The 22694-nt window shown below is 62.0% G+C and carries 18 protein-coding genes; all 18 read left to right on the forward strand.

The window, feature by feature from the left end; genetic code table 11:
• The first annotated feature begins 8 nt into the window (after positions 1-8).
• The 18 genes from nirB to IBT46_RS04695 all read left to right on the forward strand — a co-directional run bounded on the left by nirB (position 9) and on the right by IBT46_RS04695 (position 22692).
• On the forward strand, positions 9-4247 hold the full coding sequence (gene nirB / locus IBT46_RS04610) for a nitrite reductase large subunit NirB (protein ID WP_200544449.1): 4239 nt from the start codon (positions 9-11) through the stop codon (positions 4245-4247).
• The gene (locus tag IBT46_RS04615; protein ID WP_200544451.1) at positions 4244-6913 is read left to right on the forward strand and encodes a nitrate reductase; all 2670 of its coding nucleotides are present in this window, start codon (positions 4244-4246) and stop codon (positions 6911-6913) included. The genes nirB and IBT46_RS04615 overlap by 4 nt, the downstream gene beginning before the upstream one ends.
• A 23-nt stretch (positions 6914-6936) precedes the next feature.
• Complete coding sequence (cobA, locus tag IBT46_RS04620) at positions 6937-7785, forward strand: uroporphyrinogen-III C-methyltransferase (protein ID WP_370569397.1); 849 nt, start codon at positions 6937-6939, stop codon at positions 7783-7785.
• A gap of 398 nt (positions 7786-8183) precedes the next feature.
• The gene (locus IBT46_RS04625; protein WP_105594307.1) at positions 8184-8867 is read left to right on the forward strand and encodes a response regulator transcription factor; all 684 of its coding nucleotides are present in this window, start codon (positions 8184-8186) and stop codon (positions 8865-8867) included.
• Positions 8868-8869: 2 nt separating this feature from the next.
• Complete coding sequence (locus IBT46_RS04630) at positions 8870-10333, forward strand: HAMP domain-containing sensor histidine kinase (RefSeq protein ID WP_347710566.1); 1464 nt, start codon at positions 8870-8872, stop codon at positions 10331-10333.
• A 360-nt stretch (positions 10334-10693) separates the two neighbouring features.
• Positions 10694-10897 (forward strand): Flp family type IVb pilin, encoded by a 204-nt coding sequence (locus IBT46_RS04635; RefSeq protein ID WP_105594308.1) that lies wholly within the window; start codon positions 10694-10696, stop codon positions 10895-10897.
• Complete coding sequence (locus IBT46_RS04640; RefSeq protein ID WP_200544455.1) at positions 10897-11454, forward strand: prepilin peptidase; 558 nt, start codon at positions 10897-10899, stop codon at positions 11452-11454. The genes IBT46_RS04635 and IBT46_RS04640 overlap by 1 nt, the downstream gene beginning before the upstream one ends.
• Positions 11455-11486: 32 nt before the next feature.
• Positions 11487-12383 carry a Flp pilus assembly protein CpaB gene (gene cpaB / locus IBT46_RS04645; protein ID WP_200544457.1) on the forward strand — a complete coding sequence of 299 codons (897 nt, stop codon included), beginning with the start codon at positions 11487-11489 and terminating at the stop codon, positions 12381-12383.
• Between the two features lie 62 nt (positions 12384-12445).
• Complete coding sequence (locus IBT46_RS04650) at positions 12446-13906, forward strand: type II and III secretion system protein family protein (RefSeq protein WP_200544459.1); 1461 nt, start codon at positions 12446-12448, stop codon at positions 13904-13906.
• 12 nt (positions 13907-13918) lie between these two features.
• On the forward strand, positions 13919-14584 hold the full coding sequence (locus IBT46_RS04655) for a CpaD family pilus assembly lipoprotein (protein WP_200544461.1): 666 nt from the start codon (positions 13919-13921) through the stop codon (positions 14582-14584).
• A gap of 15 nt (positions 14585-14599) precedes the next feature.
• Positions 14600-15808 (forward strand): hypothetical protein, encoded by a 1209-nt coding sequence (locus tag IBT46_RS04660; protein WP_105594313.1) that lies wholly within the window; start codon positions 14600-14602, stop codon positions 15806-15808.
• 25 nt (positions 15809-15833) lie between these two features.
• A complete protein-coding gene (locus IBT46_RS04665; protein WP_200544463.1) occupies positions 15834-17201 on the forward strand; it encodes a CpaF family protein in 1368 nt (455 codons plus the stop codon).
• Positions 17202-17210: 9 nt separating this feature from the next.
• Complete coding sequence (locus IBT46_RS04670) at positions 17211-18188, forward strand: type II secretion system F family protein (protein WP_200544465.1); 978 nt, start codon at positions 17211-17213, stop codon at positions 18186-18188.
• A gap of 13 nt (positions 18189-18201) precedes the next feature.
• On the forward strand, positions 18202-19170 hold the full coding sequence (locus tag IBT46_RS04675; protein WP_200544467.1) for a type II secretion system F family protein: 969 nt from the start codon (positions 18202-18204) through the stop codon (positions 19168-19170).
• A 14-nt stretch (positions 19171-19184) separates the two neighbouring features.
• Positions 19185-20039, forward strand: coding sequence for a tetratricopeptide repeat protein (locus tag IBT46_RS04680; protein ID WP_200544469.1), 855 nt, complete (start codon positions 19185-19187; stop codon positions 20037-20039).
• Positions 20036-20542, forward strand: coding sequence for a TadE/TadG family type IV pilus assembly protein (locus IBT46_RS04685; protein ID WP_200544471.1), 507 nt, complete (start codon positions 20036-20038; stop codon positions 20540-20542). The genes IBT46_RS04680 and IBT46_RS04685 overlap by 4 nt, the downstream gene beginning before the upstream one ends.
• Positions 20535-21122, forward strand: coding sequence for a TadE/TadG family type IV pilus assembly protein (locus IBT46_RS04690; RefSeq protein WP_200544473.1), 588 nt, complete (start codon positions 20535-20537; stop codon positions 21120-21122). The genes IBT46_RS04685 and IBT46_RS04690 overlap by 8 nt, the downstream gene beginning before the upstream one ends.
• Positions 21115-22692 carry a hypothetical protein gene (locus IBT46_RS04695; RefSeq protein ID WP_200544475.1) on the forward strand — a complete coding sequence of 526 codons (1578 nt, stop codon included), beginning with the start codon at positions 21115-21117 and terminating at the stop codon, positions 22690-22692. The genes IBT46_RS04690 and IBT46_RS04695 overlap by 8 nt, the downstream gene beginning before the upstream one ends.
• Positions 22693-22694: the final 2 nt, after the last annotated feature.

Here is a 22694-nt window from a genome sequence, read left to right on the forward strand (position 1 = left end):
TACGCGCAATGAAGAAACTCACCCTGATCGTAGTCGGTAACGGTATGGCGGGCGCGCGGCTGGTGGAGCGGCTGTGCGAACGCGCGCCGGGGCGTTTCCACATCCTGATCGTTGGCGAGGAGCGGCAGCCGGCCTATAACCGCATCCAGCTGACCCCGGTGCTGTCCGGTGAGAAAGGCTTTGACGACATCATCACCCATAACGCGCCGTGGTATGCGGCGCACGGCGTGACGCTTATCGCCGGTGCGCCGGTCACGGCAATTGACCGCGATGCGCGCCGGGTCAGCATCGGCGACCGCACGCTGGCCTATGACCATCTGGTACTGGCTACCGGCTCGCGGGCGTTTATGCCGCCGCTGCCGGGCGATGACCTGTGCGGAATCCACGGTTTTCGCGATATGCGGGATGTGGAAAACATTCTCAGCGGTGAGATTGCCGGGCAGCCTGCGGTGGTGATTGGTGGCGGCGTGCTGGGCGTGGAAGCCGCCGCCGCGCTGGCGCTGCGCGGAATGCAGGTCAGCCTGCTGCACCGTGGGCCGCATCTGATGGATGCTCAGCTGGATGCACATACCGCCGAGCTGCTGCGGCTCAGCCTGGCGACACGCGGCATCACTTCGGTGTTGCAGGCGCAGACCGCCGCTTATCTCGCTGACCACTCCGGCTGCGTAAAGGCGGTGGCGCTGCGTGACGGACGTGAAATCCCGGCGCGGCGCGTGGTGGTGGCCGCCGGGGTAAGGCCCGAGATCGCCCTGGCGCGGTCTGCCGGGCTGGCCTGCGATCGCGGTATTCTGGTCAACGATCGGCTGTACACCTCCGACCCCGATATTTCTGCTATCGGCGAATGCTGCCAGCAGGGGCAGCTGACCGTCGGGCTGGTTGCGCCGTGCTGGCAGCAGGCAGATGCGCTGGCCGCCCGTCTGCTGGCCGACCCTATCGCCGCCCCTATCGCTGCCCCCATCGACGACCCCGTTCCCGCCGCCGTCAGCCCGACGCTGGCGGTGCGCCTGAAGGTGACCGGCATCGATCTGTTCTGCGCCGGTGAGCTGCACGGCGGTGAGAACGCACAGATCCACAGCACCTCCGATCCGTTCGACGGGCATTACCGCCGCCTGCTGCTGCGCGATAACCGGCTGGCCGGCGTGGTGCTGTGGGGTGACATCAGCGACGGCCCGGACTATCTGTCCCGCATGAACCAGACCTCTTTTTCGCAGACGCCACCGAGCGTCTTCAGCCCCGGCGATGCACCTGCCGATTCCGGCCCGTCGCCCGTTAAATCAGAAAAGTTGTCCGTTGAGGCAACGAGGAGCAAAGCAATGTCGAAACCCGTATTAGTGATGGCCGGACACGGCATGGTCGGCCACCATTTTCTGCAGCAGCTGGTGGAACGCGAGCTGCATCTGCACTATCAGGTGATTGTGTTTGCGGAAGAGAAAGCCCCGGCCTACGACCGGGTACATCTCTCCGAGTATTTCTCCGGCCGCAGCGCGGAATCGCTGTCAATGGTGGAAGATGGCTTCTTTGAGTCGAGTGGGATTGAGCTGCGGCTGGGCCACTGCATCGGCCATATCGACACCCGCCACCGTTTTGTTGTTGATCACCAGGGCCGACAGACGGCGTACGATGTGCTGGTGCTGGCCACCGGTTCCTATCCGTTTGTACCGCCGATTCCGGGCAACGATGCGCCGGGCTGTCTGGTGTACCGCACGCTGGACGATCTGGCGGCGATCCAGGCCTGTGCCGCCACGGGAAAAACCGGCGTGGTGGTCGGCGGCGGCCTGCTGGGGCTGGAAGCGGCCAATGCGCTGAAGCACCTCGGCCTGCAAACCCACGTGGTAGAGTTCGCGCCCCGGCTGATGGGCGTGCAGCTGGACGAAGGCGGGGCGGCGATGCTGCGGCGCAAAATTGAAGCGCTGGACGTGCAGGTGCATACCGGCAAAGAAACCCGCGCCATCGTCGCAGGGGAAACCGGTGGCTATCGCATGGAGTTCGCCGACGGCGGCCATCTGGATACCGATCTGGTGCTGTTCTCCGCCGGTATCCGCCCGCGGGATCAGCTGGCGAGAGAGTGCGGGCTGGAGGTCGGGCCACGCGGCGGGATTGTGATTAACGATTGCTGCCAAACCTCCGACCCGGCGATTTATGCCATCGGCGAATGCGCGCTGTGGAACGGGCAGATTTTTGGCCTGGTTGCCCCCGGCTACCAGATGGCGCGCACCCTGGCCGATACGCTGGCCGGGAGTGAAGTTGCCTTTAAGGGCGCGGATATGAGTACCAAACTCAAGCTGCTGGGCGTAGAAGTGGCCTCGGTGGGCGACGCCCATGGCCGCACGCCGGGCAGTCAGAGCTACAGCTGGGTAGACGGCCCCGGTGAAGTGTACAAAAAAATCGTCGTATCAGAGGACAAAAAGCGCCTGCTTGGCGCGGTGCTGGTCGGCGACAGCAGCGAATACAGCACGCTGCTGCAAATGATGCTCAACGACATGCCGCTGCCCGCCAGCCCGGAAATGCTGATCCTGCCTGCCAGTTCCGGCGCGGCACCGCAGTCGCTGGGCGTGGCGGCGCTGCCCGACGGTGCGCAAATCTGTTCCTGCCACAACGTCAGCAAATCGGATATCTGCGACGCGGTGAAGGGCGGCTGCGGTGATATGGCGGCGGTTAAAGCCTGCACCAAAGCGGCAACCGGCTGCGGCGGCTGCGCGGCGCTGACCAAACAGGTGATGGAGTTTGCGCTGACCGAAATGGGCGTGGAGGTGAAAAAGGACATCTGCGAGCACTTTGCTTTTTCGCGGCAGGAAATCTATCACCTGGTGCGTGCGGGCAATATCCGCAGCTTTGAAGAGCTGATCCACAAGCACGGCCAGGGCAGCGGCTGCGAAATCTGCAAGCCGCTGGCCGGATCGGTCCTCGCCTCCTGCTGGAACGACTACCTGCTCAAGCCGCAGCATCTGCCATTGCAGGACACCAACGACCGCTACTTTGCCAACATCCAGAAGGACGGCACCTATTCGGTGGTGCCGCGTATTCCGGCCGGTGAAATCACCCCGGACGGGCTGATTGCCATCGGTCAGGTGGCTAAACGCTACAACCTTTACACCAAAATCACCGGCGGGCAGCGGGTGGATCTGTTCGGCGCACGGCTGGAACAGCTGCCGGAAATCTGGCAGCAGCTGGTGGACGCCGGGTTTGAAACCGGCCACGCCTACGGCAAGTCGCTGCGCACGGTGAAATCCTGCGTGGGCTCCAACTGGTGCCGCTACGGCGTGCAGGACTCTACCGGTCTGGCCCTGCGGCTGGAGAACCGCTACAAGGGGCTGCGTTCACCGCACAAAATCAAAATGGCCGTTTCCGGCTGCACCCGCGAGTGTGCCGAAGCGCAGAGCAAGGATGTCGGGGTGATCGCCACCGAAAAGGGCTGGAACCTGTACGTCTGCGGCAACGGCGGCATGAAGCCGCGTCACGCCGATTTGCTGGCGCAGGATATGAGCACTGACGATCTGATCCGCACCGTGGATCGCTTCCTGATGTTCTACGTGCGGACCGCCGACCGGCTTCAGCGCACCAGCACGTGGATGGACAATCTGGAGGGCGGTCTGGACTACCTGCGCCAGGTGGTGCTGGAAGACAGCCTGCACATCGGCGCGGAGCTGGAAAGCGAGATGGATGCGGTAGTCGGCACCTACCAGTGCGAGTGGCAAACCACGCTGGCCGAGCCGGACCGGCTGGCTCTGTTCCGTCCGTTTGTTAACAGCGCAGAACCGGATGAAGCGGTGGTGATGGTTACCGAACGCCAGCAGATCCGTCCGGCAACCTCGCAGGAACGCGCAGAGTCTCCTGTAAGCGTGGTGGCTCAGACGGTGAGTGCAGTACAGGGCTGGGTGGATCTTTGCGATGTGCAGGCGATCCCGGCCAATGCGGGGATGGCAGCGCGGCTGGCCAACCGGCAGATTGCGCTGTTCCACCTGCCGACGCATCCGCAGCAGGTTTTCGCCCTGAGCAACCACGAGCCGGACAGCGATGCCAATGTGCTGTCGCGCGGGCTGCTGGGCGATGTGAAAGGGGAGCCGGTGGTGATTTCACCGCTCTACAAGCAGCGTTTCCGCCTGCATGACGGCCGCAGCGTGGATGACGGCCAGCTGGCGCTCAGCGTCTGGCCGGTTAAGGTGGAAAACGGCCGCGTCTGGGTGCAGGAACAGCCGGTTGCGGCGGCGGTGAAAACGGCGGAAATCATTGCGACGGTCAGCGTATGAAATCGACGCCAGCAGCAACGACGCTAACCACCTGCGCCTACTGCGGCGTGGGGTGCGGCGTCAGCATGCAGCCGCAGGGCGATACGTTCAGCGCCAGCGGGATAAAAACCCATCCGGCCAACCTCGGGCGGCTGTGCGTGAAAGGCAGCGCGCTGGGGGAAACGCTGGGCTTGCAGGGGCGGCTGCTACAGCCGGAGATCGATCGCCAACCGGTCAGCTGGGCGCAGGCGCTGGACGCGGTCGCGGATCGGCTGCGGGCGATTATCAGTGAATATGGTCCGCAGTCGGTGGCGTTTTACGGCTCCGGCCAGCTGCTGACCGAGGATTACTACGTTGCCAATAAGCTGATGAAGGGCTTTATCGGCGCGGGAAATATGGATACCAATTCGCGGCTGTGCATGGCCTCCGCCGTGGTGGGCTATAAGCGCGCGTTCGGTGCCGATGCGGTGCCGTGCCGCTATCAGGACCTGGAACAGGCCGACTGCGTGCTGTTAATCGGTTCGAACACCGCGTGGGCGCATCCGGTGGTGTATCAGCGGCTGGCGCAGGCCAAGAAAGATCGACCTGAGATGCGGATTATCGTGATCGATCCGCGCCAGACCGCCACCTGCGACATCGCCGATATGCATCTGGCGCTGCGCCCCGGCAGCGACGCCGCGCTGTTCTGCGGCGTATTAAATGCGATGGCGGAGTGCGGCAGGCTGGATAGTGATTTTCTCCAGCTGCATACGCAGGGGGCAGCAGAAACACTGCGGGCGGCGAGTGAATGGACGCTAGCGCGCACGGCAGAATTCTGCGGCCTGGCGGAGGAACAGCTGCGGGACTTTTACCGGCTGGTCGGCGGCAGTGAACGGCTGGTGACGCTCTATTCGATGGGCATCAACCAGTCCAGCTCCGGGGTGGACAAATGCAACGCCATCATCAATCTGCATCTGGCCACCGGGCAGATCGGGCGCGAGGGCTGCGGGCCGTTTTCGATAACCGGTCAGCCAAATGCGATGGGCGGGCGCGAAGTCGGCGGGCTGGCGAATCAGCTGGCCTGCCATATGGGCTTTACGCCGGAGGATATCAGCCGGGTAGGGCGCTTCTGGGGCAGCGACAGCGTCAGCCAATCCGCCGGACTGAACGCGGTAGATCTGTTCCGGGCGGGGGAAGAAGGGCGGATCAAAGCGGTCTGGATTATGGGCACCAATCCGCTGGTATCGCTGCCGGATGCAGACCGGGTGCGGGCCGGACTGGCGCGCTGCCCGCTGGTGATTGTTTCCGATATTATGCGCGACACCGATACCACCCGCGCTGCCCATATCTGCCTGCCCGCGCTGGGCTGGGGTGAAAAAAACGGCACGGTGACCAACTCCGAGCGCTGTATTTCGCGTCAGCGGGCTTTTTTGCCTGCTCCGGGAGAGGCAAAACCGGACTGGTGGATACTCAGCCAGGTGGCACAACGGCTGGGGTTTGCGGACGCCTTCGCCTGGCAGCATCCGGCGGAGATCTTCCGCGAGCACGCGGCGCTCTCCGGCTTTGAGAATCAGGGTTCGCGGGCGTTTGATATCAGCGGCCTGGCGCAGTTGTCGAATGCGGAGTGGGACGGGTTGCAGCCGATACAGTGGCCGGTCAACGCGTCTAATCCGCAGGGCACGGCGCGGCTGTTTACCGACAAACGTTTTTACCATCCCGATGGCAAAGCCCGGCTGATCGCCGTGGTGCCTCGCCTGCCGCTCAACGCACCGAGCGAAGCTTATCCGCTGGTGATGAATACCGGACGGGTGCGTGACCAGTGGCACACGATGACCCGCACCGGCAAGTCGGCGCGGCTGATGCAGCACCTCAGTGAACCGTTTTGCCAGTTTCATCCCGATGATGCGCCGCAGATCCGCACCGGCGATCTGCTGCGCGTGTCCTCGTCGCACGGCTGGCTGCTGCTGCGCGCGCAGCCGGACCCGCTGCAACCGCGCGGCAGCGTATTTGTGCCGATGCACTGGAACAGTAACTTCAGCCAGCAGGCGCGGGTGGATGCGCTGATTGAGGCGCACGTCGATCCGCTCTCCGGGCAGCCGGAAAGCAAACATATGCCGGTCAGCCTGCGCCGCTGGCGTGCCGCGTGGCAGGCGGAACTGTTTGTACGCGGCGAAAATAACGTGCCGCCGCTGACGCCGTACTGGAGCCGGATTACCCAGCCGGGGGTTAGCCACTTTACCCTCGCGGATTCGTCACGGCCGACGGACTGGCTGGTGTGGGTGAACGAGCAGTACCCCACCGCTGGCCTGATTTGCCAGACCGCCGATCTGGGCGACGACGGTTTCAGCCTGCTGGCCTGGTGCGAGGGGGAACTACAGCTGGCGTTTTACGCCCGCCGCAGGGCACCGGCCGTGGACCGTCAGGCGGTAGTGGCGGCCTTCAGCGCACCGCCGCAAACCGCATCGCAGCGGCTGGCGCTGCTGGCCGGGCGCGCCGGGGGCGATAAAGCACCGACCGGTGCCATCATCTGTAGCTGCTTTTCCGTCGGTGAAATCCCGATTGCGGATGCCGTACGCCAGGGCTGCCGCAGCGTGCAGCAGCTGGGCGACGCACTCAAATGCGGCACCAACTGCGGCTCCTGCATTCCCGAACTCAAAAAAATCATTGCCGCTCAGCTCAGTACGCTGACGGCGGGAGAGGTCAAATGAACACACTTCAACAGGCGTTACGGATGCAGCAGATGGCAACGATTTTGGCGGCGGGCGATCGGCAGCAGCCGGTGCGCGCTGGCGAAGTCTGGCTGGTCGGCGCGGGGCCGGGCGACGCTGAGCTGCTGACTCTCAAGGCGCTGCGGGCGATCCAGCAGGCGGACGTGGTGGTGTTTGACCGGCTGGTCTCCCCACCGGTGATGGCGCTGATCCCCGATGAAGCGCTGCGCATTGACGTCGGTAAATCGATGCGCGATCACACTCTTGGCCAGGATGAGATTAACCAGCTGCTGGTTGATCTGGCGCAGAGAGGTCACCGCGTGGTGCGGCTGAAAGGTGGCGATCCCTTTGTGTTTGGCCGCGGCGGCGAGGAAATGGCGCACTGCCAGCAGAGCGGAGTGGCATGCCATATCGTGCCCGGTATTACGGCGGCGATGGGCTGCGCGGCCGCCAGCGGCATCCCCTTAACCCACCGCGATCTGGCGCAGTCGGTGCGCTTTGTCACCGGCCACGGCGCGCAAGGCGAACCGGACGTCGACTGGGCGGCGCTGGCCTCAGCGCGGCAGACGCTGGTGTTTTACATGGGCATTACCCACAGTGACCACATCAGCCAGCGGCTGGTGGCGCACGGGCTGCCTGCGAGTACGCCGGTGGCGGTGATCGAACGCGGCACTCAGCCGGAACAGCGGGTACTGACCGCCACGCTGGATGCGCTGGCGCACATCATCGCCCGTGAAAAGGTTAAAACGCCTGCACTGTTAATCGTCGGTGAGGTGGTGAAAATGTACCGGGGCGATATCGCCTGCGGCGGCAGCGCGAATAAGTCCGGTGCCGAAAATCAGTCCGAACGCGCCGCGCTCACGGTCGACTGAGGCCGTGCTGCCGGACGCCGCGCTTTCTCCCTCGACAGCTCGGCTGCCGGGGGCCACGCTTTTGCCCTCAGCACAGTGGCTGCCGGCGGCCAGCTAAAATTCCAACGCGCCAGCATTAAATTTCGTTAAGGTTCCGGCGTGCCTCATCACGCCGTTCGCCTCTAACCCTTGCCCGCCGGGGCTTACACTCTGAATCCTTCTTTGTGCAAACGCTTACACAAACATTGCAAATACCTTGTAATCAAATGATAATGATTGTTATTATCCGTTAGAGTATTTAGTCGGTTGTTACCGGCCGCCTCCCTTCCTGTGTAGCAAAGTAATAACTGATTTATATTAATAACAAGTACCTGCATTCAGCGGGCGGGCTGAAAGAAAGTGCAGTTCAGGGGAATTTTATGCGCGTTTTAGTGGTTGATGATGATTCCACGCTTTGCCAGTGGCTGAGTGAGAAATTACACGCCCACGGACACTCCTGTCGTCTGGTTCACGACGGCGCGTTAGCGCTGGAAGCTATCGAACAGGAAGTCTATGACGTGGTTCTGCTGGACCGAATGCTGCCCGGAATGGACGGCTTCAGCGTCCTGCGTGCGCTTCAGGGCCGCCAGCATCCGCCGGTAATGCTGCTGTCGGCGCTCGATCGCGATATCGATCGGGTGATGGGCCTGGAACTGGGGGCCGAAGATTATATGGGCAAGCCGTTCAATATGAACGAACTGCGACTGCGGCTGGATATTATCGTTGGCCGCGACAAGCGCCGCAGCGAGCACAGCCAGGTGCTGACGTTTGCCGATCTGAAAGTCGACTGCCTGCAACGATCGGCCTGGCGCGGCGGCAAGCGCATTGAACTGACCGATAAAGAGATCAAGCTGCTGATGCTGCTGATGGAGCATCCCGGCAAAGTGCTCAGCCGCACGCTGCTGCTTGAGCGGGTCTGGGGCTATCAGTTCGATCCGCAAACCAACCTGATTGACGTACACCTGTCCAAGCTGCGTGCCAAGATCGATAAGGGCTTCTCGCTGCCGCTGATCCGTACTCTGCGCTCGGTGGGGTATTGCCTTGGTGAAGTTGAGAAGAGGTAGGGGTGTCGTCCGTTAACAATCTGCGCGAGCACGGCCTGCGCCTGCGTCTTTTCCGACGCCGGGCGCTGATGAAGCTGCATCAGTGGCAGGCCATTCTTGCCAACTACGATCCGGCGTTTCTGTCGACCTCCAACTTTCGTCAGGCTATTACCATCGCCTATCTGTTTATGATGATGATGCTTGGCTGTATCGTTGGTGTGAGTGTGCTAAGTGAATCACTGTTACGTACCCACGTGCATGATATTATCACCAACGATATCTACAGCTATTCCGCTAAATCACGCCTGAAAACCAGCGAAAGCCTGGTGGATTTTTTGCGCCAGGAGCGCGACGAGCAGAGCGGCGAGCTGCCGATGGTAATGGTGCTGGCCGCCGACGGGGCGCTGATTTATCACAACGCCCCGGTGACGCCCGCGCGCGGCCACTGTGGCATGGATATTGAATGTCTGAAAGGTCTGCTCGGCGTGGCGGGCAGCAACCAGGTTATCGCGCTGGCGGTAAGACTGGACGATGGTGCCACCTTCTTCCGCGCGTATAATATCGTGCCGATGATGGAGCGGCTGAGGACCATCCCGCTGGTGGCGGGGGCCGGGGTGTTTATTCTGCTGATGTGCTGCCTTCTTGTCAGCAGCCGCTTCAGTCAGCGTAACCTCAACAGCGTGCGGCAAATCCGCGAGGCGCTGCGCCGCTACAGCACCGGTGAGCAGCATGTGAGGATGCCTGTCTCACCGTGGGGCAACGATTTCGACGGACTGTGCACCGATATTAACCAGAATCTGGAGCGTATCGATCGCCTGATGAATCAGGTGCGCAGCACCGCCGGGCATGTGGCGCACGAGTTGCGTACGCCGCTGACGCATTTGCAGAACCGGCTGTTCAGCCTCGGCGAGCGCGACGATCTCAGCGGCAGCGTGCGGCGAGAGATCGACGCGGCGACCACCGAAGTGCAGGATGTGCTGGCGCTGTTCCGCAACGTGATGCGCATTGGTGAAATCGAAAGCGGCCGCTGCGTGCACCAGTTTGAACAGTTCAGCGCGCAGGATCTGCTGAACGATTTAGCCGAGTATTATCAGCCGCTGGCAGAAGAGAAGCAGTGCCTGTTGGCGGTTGAACTAAAAGCCTCGATGCCGCTGTTTGGCGATCGGGCGCTGGTGTTCCAGGCGATGGCGAATCTGATTGAGAACTCGCTGAAGTACGCCGCCGAACGCGGACGGATCACTCTCAGCGTACAGCTGCATCGCGGCTGGCTGGCGCTGGTGGTGGCGGATCTGGGCCCGGGTATTGCACCCGACCTGTATCCGCGGGCGACGGAGCGCTTTGAACGACTGGGGCAGGACGGTACGCACAGTGGTTTTGGGCTCGGACTTTCGCTGGTAAAAGCGATTGCCGAATTACATCATGGTAAACTCTATTTTGGATCTGCCGATCCCGGGCTGGTGGTCTATTTGTGTCTTAATCGCAGCTAGTGAAGGATATCTTCAGGAAAGTCTTAGTATTAATCTGGCTATATTTATGCCATTTGTTCTTTGTGTAATATTATTTACCATTAAGAATTATTAATTGTCCCTCTACGCGCAGGGAATTATTCCCTGCGCGAACCCCCCTGTAAAATATAATCCCTTCACGTAGTCCGGTTTTATTTTTCCGAGCAACGTTTCTCATCGCAAAAATTACGGTTATTCAGACAAGAAAATAGCGAAAATTAACGTATCTTAATCTTCGGCATCTTGTTGTTCGTGAGAATAAGTCTCATTATTGACGCCTCTGGTTGTGCTTCTGCCGTGCGCGGAAGGCAACGCAATAACCTGAAAGAGAGTAGCGGAATAATGAAACAGTTAAGTGCAAAACTGCGTGCCTTTTTCCATGACGAAAGCGGCGTAACGGCCATTGAATACGGCATTCTGGCTGCGGCGATGGCGGCAGCGATTGCGGCCATCTTCGGCGATGACGGTATCTTTGTGAAGGCGCTGAACGACAAGTTTACTCAGATTGCCGATCAGATCACCGGCTCCGGCACCACCACTAAATAATGGCGATACAGTCAGGCGTACAGATTGCCTGGTATGTCCTGCTGGTTGTTGGTTTGCTGTGGTGTGTGTTTAGCGACCTGGTGGCGCGACGCATTCCCAACCGCGCCGTGCTGCTGCTGTTACTGGGCTTTCTGGCGCTTTGCGCGCTGGCGGCTGAAGGAATAGCCGGTCCGCTACCGCGCATTTCCGGGACGCTGCTTCAGGCGTTACCCGGTGCCGGTCTGGTGTTTGTCATTGGTTTTGCTATGTTTTTAACCGGCCGTCTGGGTGCCGGAGATGTGAAGCTGATGAGCGTGCTCTGCCTCTGGGTTGGCTATGGGCATCAAACCCGGTTTGTGATGATCACCGCGATTGCAGGTGGGGTACTGGCGCTGGCGCTGCCGCTGCTGAATACCTTAACCACCGGCATTGCGTTGTTTATTGAACGGTTGAACAGCAACTTACGGATAAATATTACACCGCCGCCGGTATTACCCGATGAATTATCACGGGGTATTCCCTACGGAATTGCCATTGCATTTGGTGCGGCTTATATCCTTATTTGGCCTCAGTTCTGAATAAAAGAATCTGAACCGGTAAATATAAAAAAATGAAAATTAATTCAACGGTATTATTAGCCGGGGCGCTAATTGCTGCCGGTGTGGTCGCGTTGGTCGTCCGCAGCCAGCTCTCTGCACCGGTTGCTAAACAGGCGGCAAAGGCTCCAGTGGAAAAAACCGCAGTATTAGTCGCCGCGCGCGATCTCTCTCCGGGTGATTTTATCGATCCCTCTGCCCTACGCTGGGAAGAAACGGCGGAGTCCGTTTCCCGCTCGTTTTATTTCGTCAGTGGTAAAGACCAGGAAAATAAACTGTTCGGTGCCACGCTGCGTGAACGTATTCCCGCAGGCACACGCCTCAGCAGCAATATGCTGGTGCGTCCAAACGAACCTGGATTTGTTGCCGCCGTGCTGCATCCGGGTATGCGTGCCATCTCTATCCCGACCAGCGCCGTCGCCAGCAACTCCGGTCTGGTTTCCGCCGGTGACCGCGTGGATGTGATCCTCAGCCTGCGCCGTGACGAACAAACGCAGTCGGCCCCGTCTGCTGCCGCACCGGTGGTGGTGCCAATGCTGGCCGCCCAGACCGTGGCGCGTAACCTGCGGGTGCTGGCGATGAACAGCCAGACCGACACCGACGTGCGTCCGCGTCAGGACGTTGACGGTGATGCGACGGGTAAGAATGCCCCGGCGCGCCCGCGTAACCCGGTATATCAAACCGTGACCGTTGAAGCCACGCCGCAGCAGGCGGAAGTGCTCGCCGTTGCGAAAGAGGTTGGCCTGCTGCAGCTGGCGCTGCGTAGCCCGTTAGAGTCGGATGATGATGCCGATGCGGGGCCATCCGCGGTGACCCGGCTGGCGGACAGTACCGCAATCTACGGTTCGAATGTGAAGGTCAAAACCTTCCGGGCCGATGAGGCAAAAGTTCAGCAGTTCCAGGCAAGATGACAGCGTGCTGCCGCAGGCTGCGGCAGCACGGATGAGATAATCCCAGTCACGGATATTCCTAAATGAAGATGAAACCTACCGACTTTTGCCGCCGCCCGGCTGGCAAACGATTGCTGACGGCCGTCAGCTGGGTGTTAGCCACCCTGGCACTACCAGCGGCTGCGGTCACCCAGATTGACGCCACCAGCGAGATCCATCTGAACGTTCACCAGGGGCGCATGCTGCAGCTGGATGAAGTCCCGGACAGCGTGCTGGTGGCCGACCCGGAAATCGCCAGCTTTGAGCTGCCATCCCCGGGCAATGTGTTTGTCTATGCCAAAACCGTCGGCACCACCACGCTGTATGCGATGGATGCCGACGGCCAGGTGATCAGCGCAATTCGCCTGGTGGCCGAGCACGACCTGGCTGCGCTGAAAGAGCGTCTGCGCCGTGAGTTCCCGGATGCACAGATCCTGCTGGAAGCCTCGGTGCCGAGCGGCGTGATCGTGCGCGGCAGCGTGGAAACGCCGCAGGATGCCAAGAAAGTTATCGACAGCGTGCAGGCATGGATCGGTTCTTCCGGCGGCGCGGGTGGATCGGATGGCGGTGGCGGACAAGGCGGCGGAGCCGGTGGTGGTTCTGGCGGCGGTGGCGGTTCAGGCAACGCTCAGCCCGGCTCCAGCACCACGTCACCTAACGTAGTGAACCAGTTGAAGGTGCGTACCCCTTCACAGATCAACATTCGCGTTCGCGTGGTGGAAGTCTCCCGCAAGCTGACCCACGAACTGGGCTTTAACTGGGATGCCTCGCTGAATCGCGGCGGCAACAGCTTCGGCTTCGGCAGCGGTGCGTTGACCGACTTCTTCAGCGCCACCAGCAACACCTTCACCCGTGAAGGCGGCAGCGGCATGCTGGGCTACAGCAGCACCGGCAGCGACGGTTCGCTGAGCACGCTGCTCTCGGCGATGAACTCGCAGGGCCTGGCCTCGGTGCTTGCCGAGCCGAACCTGACGGCGATGTCCGGTGAAACTGCCGCGTTTGCCGCCGGTGGTGAGGTGCCGATTGTACTGGTCACCGGCAACAGCATCAGCATCGATTACAAATCCTACGGTGTGATCCTGCGCATGACGCCAACCCTGCTGTCGGGCAACCGCATCAGCCTGCATATCGCGCCGGAAGTCAGCGAGCTGACCTCGGTCGGTTCGGTTCAGCTGGAAGGGGGTTCCACCATTCCTGCACTGACCGTGCGCCGTGCCGACACCACCGTCGAGCTGGCCAGCGGACAAAGTTTTGCCCTGGCAGGCATGTTGCGCAGCAGCAACAGCCAGACGGTAGACGGCGTGCCGGGTCTGTCATCTATTCCGGTGGTGGGCCGCATGTTTGAGAAAGAGTCAACCAGCAGCGAAGAAACCGAACTGGTGATCATCGCCACCGCCTACGTGGTTGCCCCGGTCAGCGCCGGTCAGCTGCAAACCCCGGGCAGCGGCGTGAAGATGATCGATGCCGTAACTCCTGAATTCGGTGCCGCTGGCTACCTCTACTGACAGGCGATAAACATGAAAAATTATTCTTTATTTACCCTGCGCCTGAGCGGTATTGCGCTGCTGATGACCACGCTGGCCGCGTGCAGCGACCGCGATATCAGCGCCGAACGCATGGAGCGTTTCAATCAGCCGGATCTGGCGGCGGTGAAGGTGAAGCCGTCCTCGCTGGCGGTCAATCTTCAGGTCGATCGTAACGGCCAGGGGCTGACCCCGGAATCACTGGCGGCGGTGAATCAGCTGCTGAAACAGCAGGGCAGGCTGGAAAAACAGACCCTGACGCTGACCCCGTGGACCCCACGCGGCGAACAGCTGGCGAATCGTCTGGCGAACGCCTTACAGAATGCCGGTGCCGACAAACGCCACGTGCGGGTGATGGGCCGCGTGCCGTCCGCCGGGCGCGGTGGCGATCTGCAACTGCAGTCGCAGGCGCTGGCGGTGACCAACACCCGCTGTCAGATCAACGATCCCAACCTGCTGATGGTCAAGCCGTATGAGGCCGTGGGCTACCTCGGCTGTGCCAACCAGAGCAACCTGGCGCAGATGGTGGCGGACCCGCGCGATCTGATTCAGGCGCGCAGCCTGGATGATGCCGACGGCGTGGTGATCGTCAACAGCATCGAACGCTACCAGCAGAACGAGGTGAAAGACCTCATCGACATTAACTTCGACGAAGATTAACGGAAGGTTAAGCGTATGAGCGAGGCAACGAATTCCGCCCAGCAGGAAGGCGAAGAGTGGGGCACCGGACTGGTGGCGTTTATCCAGGGCAGCGGGCCGCAGAGCCAGCTGCGTGAAGACCTGGCGCGGCTGAAGCGCAGCGATGCACAGGTGCTGGCCGGTGGCCTGAGCGCCGCCGCACAGTGGTGCGAAGTGAATCTGCCGCCGCAGGTGCTGCTGGTGGATCTGGACGGCGAAGCCTGGCCGCTGCCGGCGCTGGAAAGCCTGATGGCGATGTGCGGCCCGCAGACGCGGATTATCGCGCTCGGCCAGGGGCAGGATATTGGTCTGTACCGTGCGCTGTTGCAGCTGGGTGTGACCGAGTATCTGGTGAAACCCTGCACCCTCGACCTGCTCTCCGCCACGCTGGCGAAGTGCGACGGCCAGCAGTCCGGCCCGGAATATGCCCGCACCGGGCGCACCGTGGCGGTTGTCGGTGCCAGCGGCGGCGTGGGCACCAGCACCGTTGCTGCCGGGCTGGCACAGCTGATGTCCGGCGAACGGCATCTGCCGGTGGCGCTGGTGGACTTCGACCGCCGCCACGGCGATCAGCTGCTGCTACAGGGCGTGAGCGAGAGCGGCGGCCTGTCGGCGGTGCTGGAAAGCAGCCAGCTTGATACCCGTCTTCTCCAGCGTGCGATGTTGCAGGTGGACACCCGTCTGCACCTGCTGGCGCAAAAACCGGATTTAGGTCCGCTGAGCGAGCCGGATGCCGACGCGGTGCTGCACCTCGGCGGCAGCCTGTGCCGCATGTTCAATCAGGTGGTGTGGGATCTGCCCGGTTCGTTCCCGAACGGCGCGCTGGATGTGATCTGCTGTGCCGACCTGCGCATTATCGTCACCGAACTGACGGTGCAGGACGCGCGCAACGTTAAGCGCATCATCCAGGCCATCGGCGACGAGAGCGAAGGGCAGCGGCTGATGCTGGTGCATAACCAGAGCCACTATGCCGCCGCCGCACCGCTGACCCGCGCGCAGTTTGAAGCGCTGGTTGGCCGTCCGCTGGACCTTGTGCTGCCACATGCCGGTGTTGGACTCGGGCAGAGCCTGAGCCTGGGGGCGCTGGATCTGGCCGCCAGCGGTCCGTTCCGCCAGGCGATGCGCCAGCTGGTGGATCTCGCCTGCGGGCAGCGTCTGCAGCCGGTGAAAAAGAACTGGCTGAACGGCCTGCTTAAGCGCGCCTGAGCGAACTAACGTGAGGAAAAATCCCATGCTGATGCGTAAACCCGCGACCCCGCGCCGCGAAGAGCCGGTCAGAAAACCGGACGCCGCACCGCAGGCGGCCAGCGTTGCCGAAGTGCCGGAGCCGCGCCAGGTTTCTGCCGCGCCGCGCCCGCAGGTGGAAAGCCGCAACGGCAACCGTCGACTGATCCGTTCGCAGCTCTACGACCTGATCGATGCCGGTCGTGCAGCGGCGATGTCCCGCGACAAGCTGCTGCTGCAAATCCAGTCGGCCATTCGCCAGCTGTGTGATGAGCAGCGCCTGCAGCTGTCGCGGCAGGAAGAAGAGCTGATTGCCGGTGAAATGCTGGACGAGATGACCGGTATCGGTCCGATCCAGCCGCTGCTGTCTGACGACACGGTCAACGATATTCTGGTTAACGGTGCCGGACAGGTGTTTGTCGAGCGCTTCGGCAAGCTGGAGCTGTCGCCGATCACCTTTATCGACGAAGAGCACGTCTTTAACACCGCCCAGCGCATTGCCGCCGGCGTGGGTCGCCGCATTGATGAATCCAGCCCGATGGTCGATGCCCGTCTGCCGGACGGCAGCCGCGTCAACGTCATCACCTATCCGCTGGCGATCGACGGCACCACCATCTCGATCCGTAAATTTATGAGACGCAACCTGTCGCTGGAGCACCTGGCCTCGCAGGGCTGTATGTCTCCGGCGATGGCGGACGTGCTGAACAAAGCGATGCAGGCGCGGCTGAACGTGATTGTTTCCGGCGGAACCGGTGCTGGTAAAACCACGCTGCTGAACGCGCTGTCGCAGAAAATCGACAGCAGCGACCGCATTATCACCATCGAAGACGCCGCCGAGCTGCAATTGCAGCAGGAGCACGTGGTGCGTCTGGAAACGCGCCCGGTCAGCGCCGAGGGCAGCGGCAAAGTCGACCAGCGCGACCTGATGCGTAACGCCCTGCGTATGCGTCCGGACCGCATTATTTTGGGTGAAGTGCGCGGCGGCGAGTGCTTCGACATGCTACAGGCGATGAACACCGGCCACGACGGTTCGCTGTGTACCGTGCACGCTAACACCACCCGCGATGCGGTTCAGCGCCTGGAAAACATGGTGATGATGGCTAATATGCAGCTGCCGCTGATGGCTATCCGCCGCCAGATCGCCAGTGCGGTACATCTGATCGTACAGATTGAGCGTATGCGCGACGGTATGCGCCGCGTGGTGGCGGTCAGCGAACTGTGCGGCATGGAAAACGAGGTGCTGCAAATGCAGGACCTGTTCAACTTCCGCGTCACTGGTTCAGATGGCCAGGGACGCATCACCGGCGAATACGTGCAGACAATCCAGCGCCCGCAGTTCTACGCGGACAAAGCGCACCTGTTCGATGCGCATTAAGGGAGCCTGATGAACGCGTTTAAGCTGAATCTGATCACCGGGCTGGTATTTCTCAGCGTGCTGATTGTGGTACTGGCCGTCAGCCACTGGCGGCGTCAGCGCCAGCTGGACGAACAGCGCCGCCTGCGCTTCGCGCAAATTCTCGGTGAGGGGGCGGAAGCCGCCGGTGAAGAGGATGTGTCGATTCTGCGCAGCCAGGCGCAGACGCCGCTGGCCTCGGTGCCGCTGCTCGGGCCGCTGCTGGCGAAACTGTGGCAGCAGCTGGTGTTTATCGGCTGGCAGCCAACCCTGCGCAAGCGCCTGCTGATCCTTTCCGCCGTTGGGCTGCTGATCGGCATGACCCTCGGCCAGCGCACGCCGATGGCGCTGACCTTTGGCCTGCTGTTCTCCGTGTTGGTCACGCTGGCGATCGCCGTGCTGCTGTTCCGCAGTACGCTGCAAAAGCACCTGCACCAGCTGCGCGAAGGGCTGCCGGACGCCATTGACGCCATCACCCGCAGCGTGCGCGCTGGGGTGCCGGTTGCCAACACCTTTGGTCAGGTCGCATCGCACCTCAGCGGCCCGCTGGCGACCGAGTTCCGCACTATCGATCACTGGCTGAAGCTGGGTATTCCACTGCGCCAGGTGATCCAGACCTCCGCCGGACGAGTGCCGATGGCCGAATACCGCTTCTTCGCGGTGATCCTGATTATCAACCAGGAAGCGGGTGGTCGTCTGGGGGAAACCCTGGAGCGGCTTGCCACCACGCTACGCCAGCGCCGCGAGCTGGCAATGAAGGTGCAGTCGAAAACCTCAGAGGCCCGCGCGTCGGCCAAGATCGTCGCCGCGCTGTTCCCCTGCTGCCTGGGCTACATGTACCTCAAATCGCCGGAGGATATCACCTTCCTGTTCAGCGATCCGGTGGGCAGCACCATTCTGATTTACGCGCTGTGCAGCATCACGCTGGGCATGTTGATCACCCATCTGATGGTTAAACGCATCGCGTAAGGAGCCGTAAACCATGAGTCATAACCCGGATTCTATGCTGTGGCTGGCGCTGTTGCTGATTGTTGCTGGCCTGTGGCTGCTGCTGAGAAGCCGCCGCAGCGGCGCGCTACAGCGCCTGCAGGCGCGGCTGGCACCGCATATCAGTAACGGTGACGCAGAGCAGGGCAGCACGGCGGATGAACTGAGCATTCTGCGTAATCAGGGTGCCGCACTGTCGCCGCAGTTGGAGAAAGTGCTGCTGCCGGTGGCGAGTTTCGGCGAGCGTATGGCGGGGTCGGACCGCGATCGCCAGCAGCTGCGCCGCCTGCTGGACCTGGCCGGATTCCGTCGCGTGGAAACGCTTGGCTGGCTGCTGAGCGGCAAGCTGGCGTTCGGCGTGGCGCTGGGATTACTGCTTAACGTCGGCGCGCTGCCCGCCGGTGACCGCTTCAGCCTGACCGGGCTGGCGGCCATGCTGATTGGCTTCTTCGTTGGCGGGCTGCTGCCGGAGTTCTGGCTGAAGATGCGCGCCGCCGGTCGCGGTGAAAAGCTGGCCCGTGCGGTGCCCGATGCGCTGGATCTGATGGTGGTCTGCGCTGAAGCGGGCCTGCCGATTGGCCGCGTTTTGCAGGTGGTCTCGAAAGAGCTGGGTCTGTCCGCACCGGAAATGGCCGACGAGCTGCGCTATACCGCCGCCGAACTGCAAATTCTTGCCGACCGTAACACCGCGCTGTATCACCTGGCCGAGCGCACCCGCGTGGCGGAAATCGAAAGCATGGTCGCCACCCTGCTGCAGGCGGAGCGCTACGGCACGCCGCTGTCTCAGGCGCTGCGCACCATCGCCGATGAAAGCCGTAAAACCCTGCTGCTGACCCTGGAAGAGAAGGCCGGGAAGCTGCCCGCGCAGCTCAGCGTACCGCTGATGGCCCTTATTCTGCCGCCGATTATCGCCATTATGGCCGCGCCCGCGCTGCTGCGTGTGATCCGCCTGCTGGCCCAATAACGAGAGATCCTGAAATGCTGATGAAAAACGCTCCGTCACTGTTTACCCCGCGCCTGCTGCTGGCGCTGATCTGCGGCCTGATGCTGGCCGGGTGCAGTTCCGGCCTGGCCCTGAAGGGCAGCAAAGATGAAGGGCTGAAGCTGGCGCGCCTGCTGCGCGATCAGGGGCGGCTGGAAGCGGCCAGCGAAGTCTATGCCCGCCTGGACGCACGCGGCAAGCTGGACGGGGCCGAGATGCTGGAATACGCCACCGTCAGCGCACCGGTGCAGCAGCCTGCACAGGCGCTGGCGCTGTATGGCCGTGCCCGCAACGCGCTGGGCGGCAATATCGACAAAATGGCCGATACCGAAGCGCTGGCGCTGTGCCTCGGCATGGGCCGTGCGGAGCTGGCGCTGGGCCGCATGACCACCGCCGGAAAAGACTTCGAGTGTGCGCTGCGCCGTGACGGCAGCAACGCCACTGCACTCAACGGCATGGGCGTGCTGCTGGATGCGCAGGGCCGCCACGACGAGGCCCGCCGCCGCTTCGAGCAGGCGCTGCAAAGCGAGCCGGGTAACATTGCAGTGATGAACAACCTTGCGCTTTCCTGGCTCTCCAGCGGTCAGCCGGATCGCGCCATCGGCCAGCTGCGCACCGCCGATATGAACAACCCGTCGCTGCGCCTGAACCTGGCGCTGGCGTATCTCTATAAAGGGGATGAGGCCGCCGCGCGGGACACGCTGTCCCATCTGGCCGCGTCCGACCGCATCGACGGGCTGATCGCCACGCTGAGCACCCGCGCCGACGAGCTGAAACAGAAAGGCGGTAACGGCAATCCGCTGCTGCTGGCCAGCACCCAGATGCTGCCGCTAAGCGAAAACGCCCAATGACAGGCGGAAAACTGCGCCGCCTCTCCGCCGCCGCGCGCAGCGATCGCGGGGTGATCGCCACCGAGCTGGCGTTCCTTGCGCCGGTGGTGCTGGTGGGCGTGATGATGCTGTTCGAACTGGCGCGCATCGGTCTGGTGATCGGCATCGGCAGCGTGGCGCTGGATAACGCCGTGCAGTCGTTTCGCCTGGACACGCTGGAGAGCGAAAGCGCCAGCGATATGGCCGATTCGCTGCGCAGCCGCATGGTGAAAGCAGGCTACGGCTATATCTCCGCCGAGGATCTGTCGGTCAGCGTGCTGCACTTTGACAGCCTGAGCGAACTGGGCGGCCTGACGGTGTCCGACGACGAGCAGGGCGAAAATCGCCAGACGCTGCCGGTGTGGTCGGTGACCGTGCAGATCAAAAAGGAGTTTCTCTCGCCGCTGCCGGAAGTGCTGTCGCTGGGGAACACCTTCCGCTACCAGTACAAACACGTTTTCGGCACGGAACTGAACGATGAATAACCTTCTGCGTCGCCTGTGGCGGCAACAGCACGGCTCGCTGGCGGTGGAAACCGCGCTGGCGCTGCCGATCGTGCTGGCGGCAGGGGCGGTACTGACCGATTTGATCACCGTCGAGCTGGAGCGCGAGCATATGGAGCAGCGCGCCGGGGCGATTGCCTCGGTGCTGGCGATGCAAAGTGAACTGAGCCGCCAGGGTCTGAGCGGGCTGCTTGCCGCGAGTATCCCCGATGAAAACACCGGCAGCTACCAGCTGAATATCGCCAATGTGCGGCAGAACGGCCAGGTCTACTGGCAGCTGTTGCGCGGCAATAACACCGGTATTTGTACCGATAACGTGGTGCCGACGGGTAGCACCTGGCCCGGTGAACTGCCGGAAGTGAATGAAGAGTCGGGGAAAGAGAATGTGTCGATGATTGTGGTGGAACTGTGCCGCAACGGCAGCGATCTCACCATGCTGGGTGGCCTGACGGTGAAAAACCAGCTGAAGGTTTCAGCCATTAACCGTGTTACCCGCAATACCCTGACGCTGGACGCCACGCTGGCGGCGGAAGCCGGGCTGGAGGAAGACGCCGATGAATAACTCCCTCAGCGTACTGAACCGCGCGGTTCGCCGTTTCTGCCGCCAGGAAAAAGGCGCAGGAACCGCTTTTTACGTGCTGGGCATGATGGCGCTGCTGGTCAGCGGGGCCTTTATTCTCGACAGCGTACAGACCACCGGCGACGCGGCGCAGATCAAGCGCGCGGCGGATGCGGCGGCGCTGGCGGTAGGGCGCGAGTCGCTGATTAAAAATAACAGCAGCTTTGGCGACGGCGAAAAGCAGCAGCTGGCCTGGGAATACGTGCGGACCAACCTCGGCCTTAACAGCCGCCTGGCGGAACAGCTGCGGATCTCCGATATTGCGGTCAGCGAAGGGCGCACGGACAAAGCCCATCGCACCTTTACCGTTAGCGTCAGCTACGCCAGCGATCCCGAACTGCTGGATGTCGGCTCGCAGGAGCAGGAGATCTACTCCACCGCCGAGATGATTTACCGCCCGGCAGAACTGGCGATGATACTGCCGAACACCTCCAGCGAGCAGGCTGGCGACCTGGCCGTGCTGCGCCGCCTGACCAATACCTTTGCCGATGATTTTCTCACCGACTTCCCCGATCGGCGGATGGCGCTGGTGCCCTACAGCCAGTCCGTCAGCGTCTGGGACGCCGATAACTGGAGCACCCGCATTCGCAGCTGGTCGCTGAACCAGGCGCTGACGCCGGTCGAACTGACGTCGCTGTTTCGTAACAACGACTACGGTATTGCCAACATGGCCAGCCGCATGATGCCCGATTTGCAGACGAAGCGCATGTGCCTCTATCGCGGCCTGGATCAAGGGGATAACTACTTCTGGGAAGAGGCACCGGCCAAAAGCTTCTGGATTCATTACCGCCACGATCTGCCGATTAACGCCACCTGGATGCCGTTTATTCAGTGGGTGGGGCCGAACCCGGACTTCGGCCAGGCCACCGGGGTGAACGACACGCGCTTTATCGTCGGCGATAAGGGCTGCCCGACGGCGGCGCTGCTGCCGCTGACCGACGATCTCGGCAAGATCTCCGACCGCCTTGACCAGATGGAATCGCAGTTCAACGTTAACTACGCCATTGCCATGGGCTGGGGCGCCATGGCGCTGTCCCCGGCATTCCGCGGCGGTGACGGCTGGGGTGACAGCGAATACCCGCTGGACTTTAACGACAGCGGCAGCGGCAACCTGAAAGTGATTGTGATGATGGCCAACACCACCGGCGACTGGTTCGACACCGACTCCTATAACGCCTGGGTGGGCGAGGCGATCGACGGCGGCGAAGAAACAGGTCAGGCCACCCCGGCCGCCACCGCGCGCTTCCGTTCACTGTGCGAAAGCTTCCGCACTCGCGATATCAAGTTCTATTTCATCGGCGTGCGGCCGGGCGATCCGGAAGATTTTGGTCGCGGGCTGTTTGACCGCATTGCGCTGCCCGGATTGCAGGTGTGTACCAACAACAATGGCGGTTCGGTGGAGTTTGCCGACAGTTCCAGCTTCTCCGGGGCAGAAGGTCAAATCAGCAACAAGCTGGATGACATTCTGGCGAGTATCGATAAACAGAGTAGTTCCGTACGCCTGATCGAGTAATT

The sequence above is a fragment of the Erwinia sp. S38 genome (assembly GCF_016624545.1).
GTDB classification, from domain to species: Bacteria; Pseudomonadota; Gammaproteobacteria; order Enterobacterales; family Enterobacteriaceae; genus Erwinia; species Erwinia coffeiphila.

Excerpts from the sequence above, each read along its gene's own strand:
- nirB (WP_200544449.1), top strand. The coding sequence starts at position 9 with ATGAAGAAACTCACCCTGATCGTAGTCGGTAACGGTATGGCGGGCGCG.
- IBT46_RS04615 (WP_200544451.1), top strand. The coding sequence starts at position 4,244 with ATGAAATCGACGCCAGCAGCAACGACGCTAACCACCTGCGCCTACTGC.
- cobA (WP_370569397.1), top strand. The coding sequence starts at position 6,937 with ATGCAGCAGATGGCAACGATTTTGGCGGCGGGCGATCGGCAGCAGCCG.
- IBT46_RS04625 (WP_105594307.1), top strand. The coding sequence starts at position 8,184 with ATGCGCGTTTTAGTGGTTGATGATGATTCCACGCTTTGCCAGTGGCTG.
- IBT46_RS04635 (WP_105594308.1), top strand. The coding sequence starts at position 10,694 with ATGAAACAGTTAAGTGCAAAACTGCGTGCCTTTTTCCATGACGAAAGC.
- IBT46_RS04640 (WP_200544455.1), top strand. The coding sequence starts at position 10,897 with ATGGCGATACAGTCAGGCGTACAGATTGCCTGGTATGTCCTGCTGGTT.
- cpaB (WP_200544457.1), top strand. The coding sequence starts at position 11,487 with ATGAAAATTAATTCAACGGTATTATTAGCCGGGGCGCTAATTGCTGCC.
- IBT46_RS04650 (WP_200544459.1), top strand. The coding sequence starts at position 12,446 with ATGAAGATGAAACCTACCGACTTTTGCCGCCGCCCGGCTGGCAAACGA.
- IBT46_RS04655 (WP_200544461.1), top strand. The coding sequence starts at position 13,919 with ATGAAAAATTATTCTTTATTTACCCTGCGCCTGAGCGGTATTGCGCTG.
- IBT46_RS04660 (WP_105594313.1), top strand. The coding sequence starts at position 14,600 with ATGAGCGAGGCAACGAATTCCGCCCAGCAGGAAGGCGAAGAGTGGGGC.
- IBT46_RS04665 (WP_200544463.1), top strand. The coding sequence starts at position 15,834 with ATGCTGATGCGTAAACCCGCGACCCCGCGCCGCGAAGAGCCGGTCAGA.
- IBT46_RS04670 (WP_200544465.1), top strand. The coding sequence starts at position 17,211 with ATGAACGCGTTTAAGCTGAATCTGATCACCGGGCTGGTATTTCTCAGC.
- IBT46_RS04675 (WP_200544467.1), top strand. The coding sequence starts at position 18,202 with ATGAGTCATAACCCGGATTCTATGCTGTGGCTGGCGCTGTTGCTGATT.
- IBT46_RS04680 (WP_200544469.1), top strand. The coding sequence starts at position 19,185 with ATGCTGATGAAAAACGCTCCGTCACTGTTTACCCCGCGCCTGCTGCTG.
- IBT46_RS04685 (WP_200544471.1), top strand. The coding sequence starts at position 20,036 with ATGACAGGCGGAAAACTGCGCCGCCTCTCCGCCGCCGCGCGCAGCGAT.
- IBT46_RS04690 (WP_200544473.1), top strand. The coding sequence starts at position 20,535 with ATGAATAACCTTCTGCGTCGCCTGTGGCGGCAACAGCACGGCTCGCTG.
- IBT46_RS04695 (WP_200544475.1), top strand. The coding sequence starts at position 21,115 with ATGAATAACTCCCTCAGCGTACTGAACCGCGCGGTTCGCCGTTTCTGC.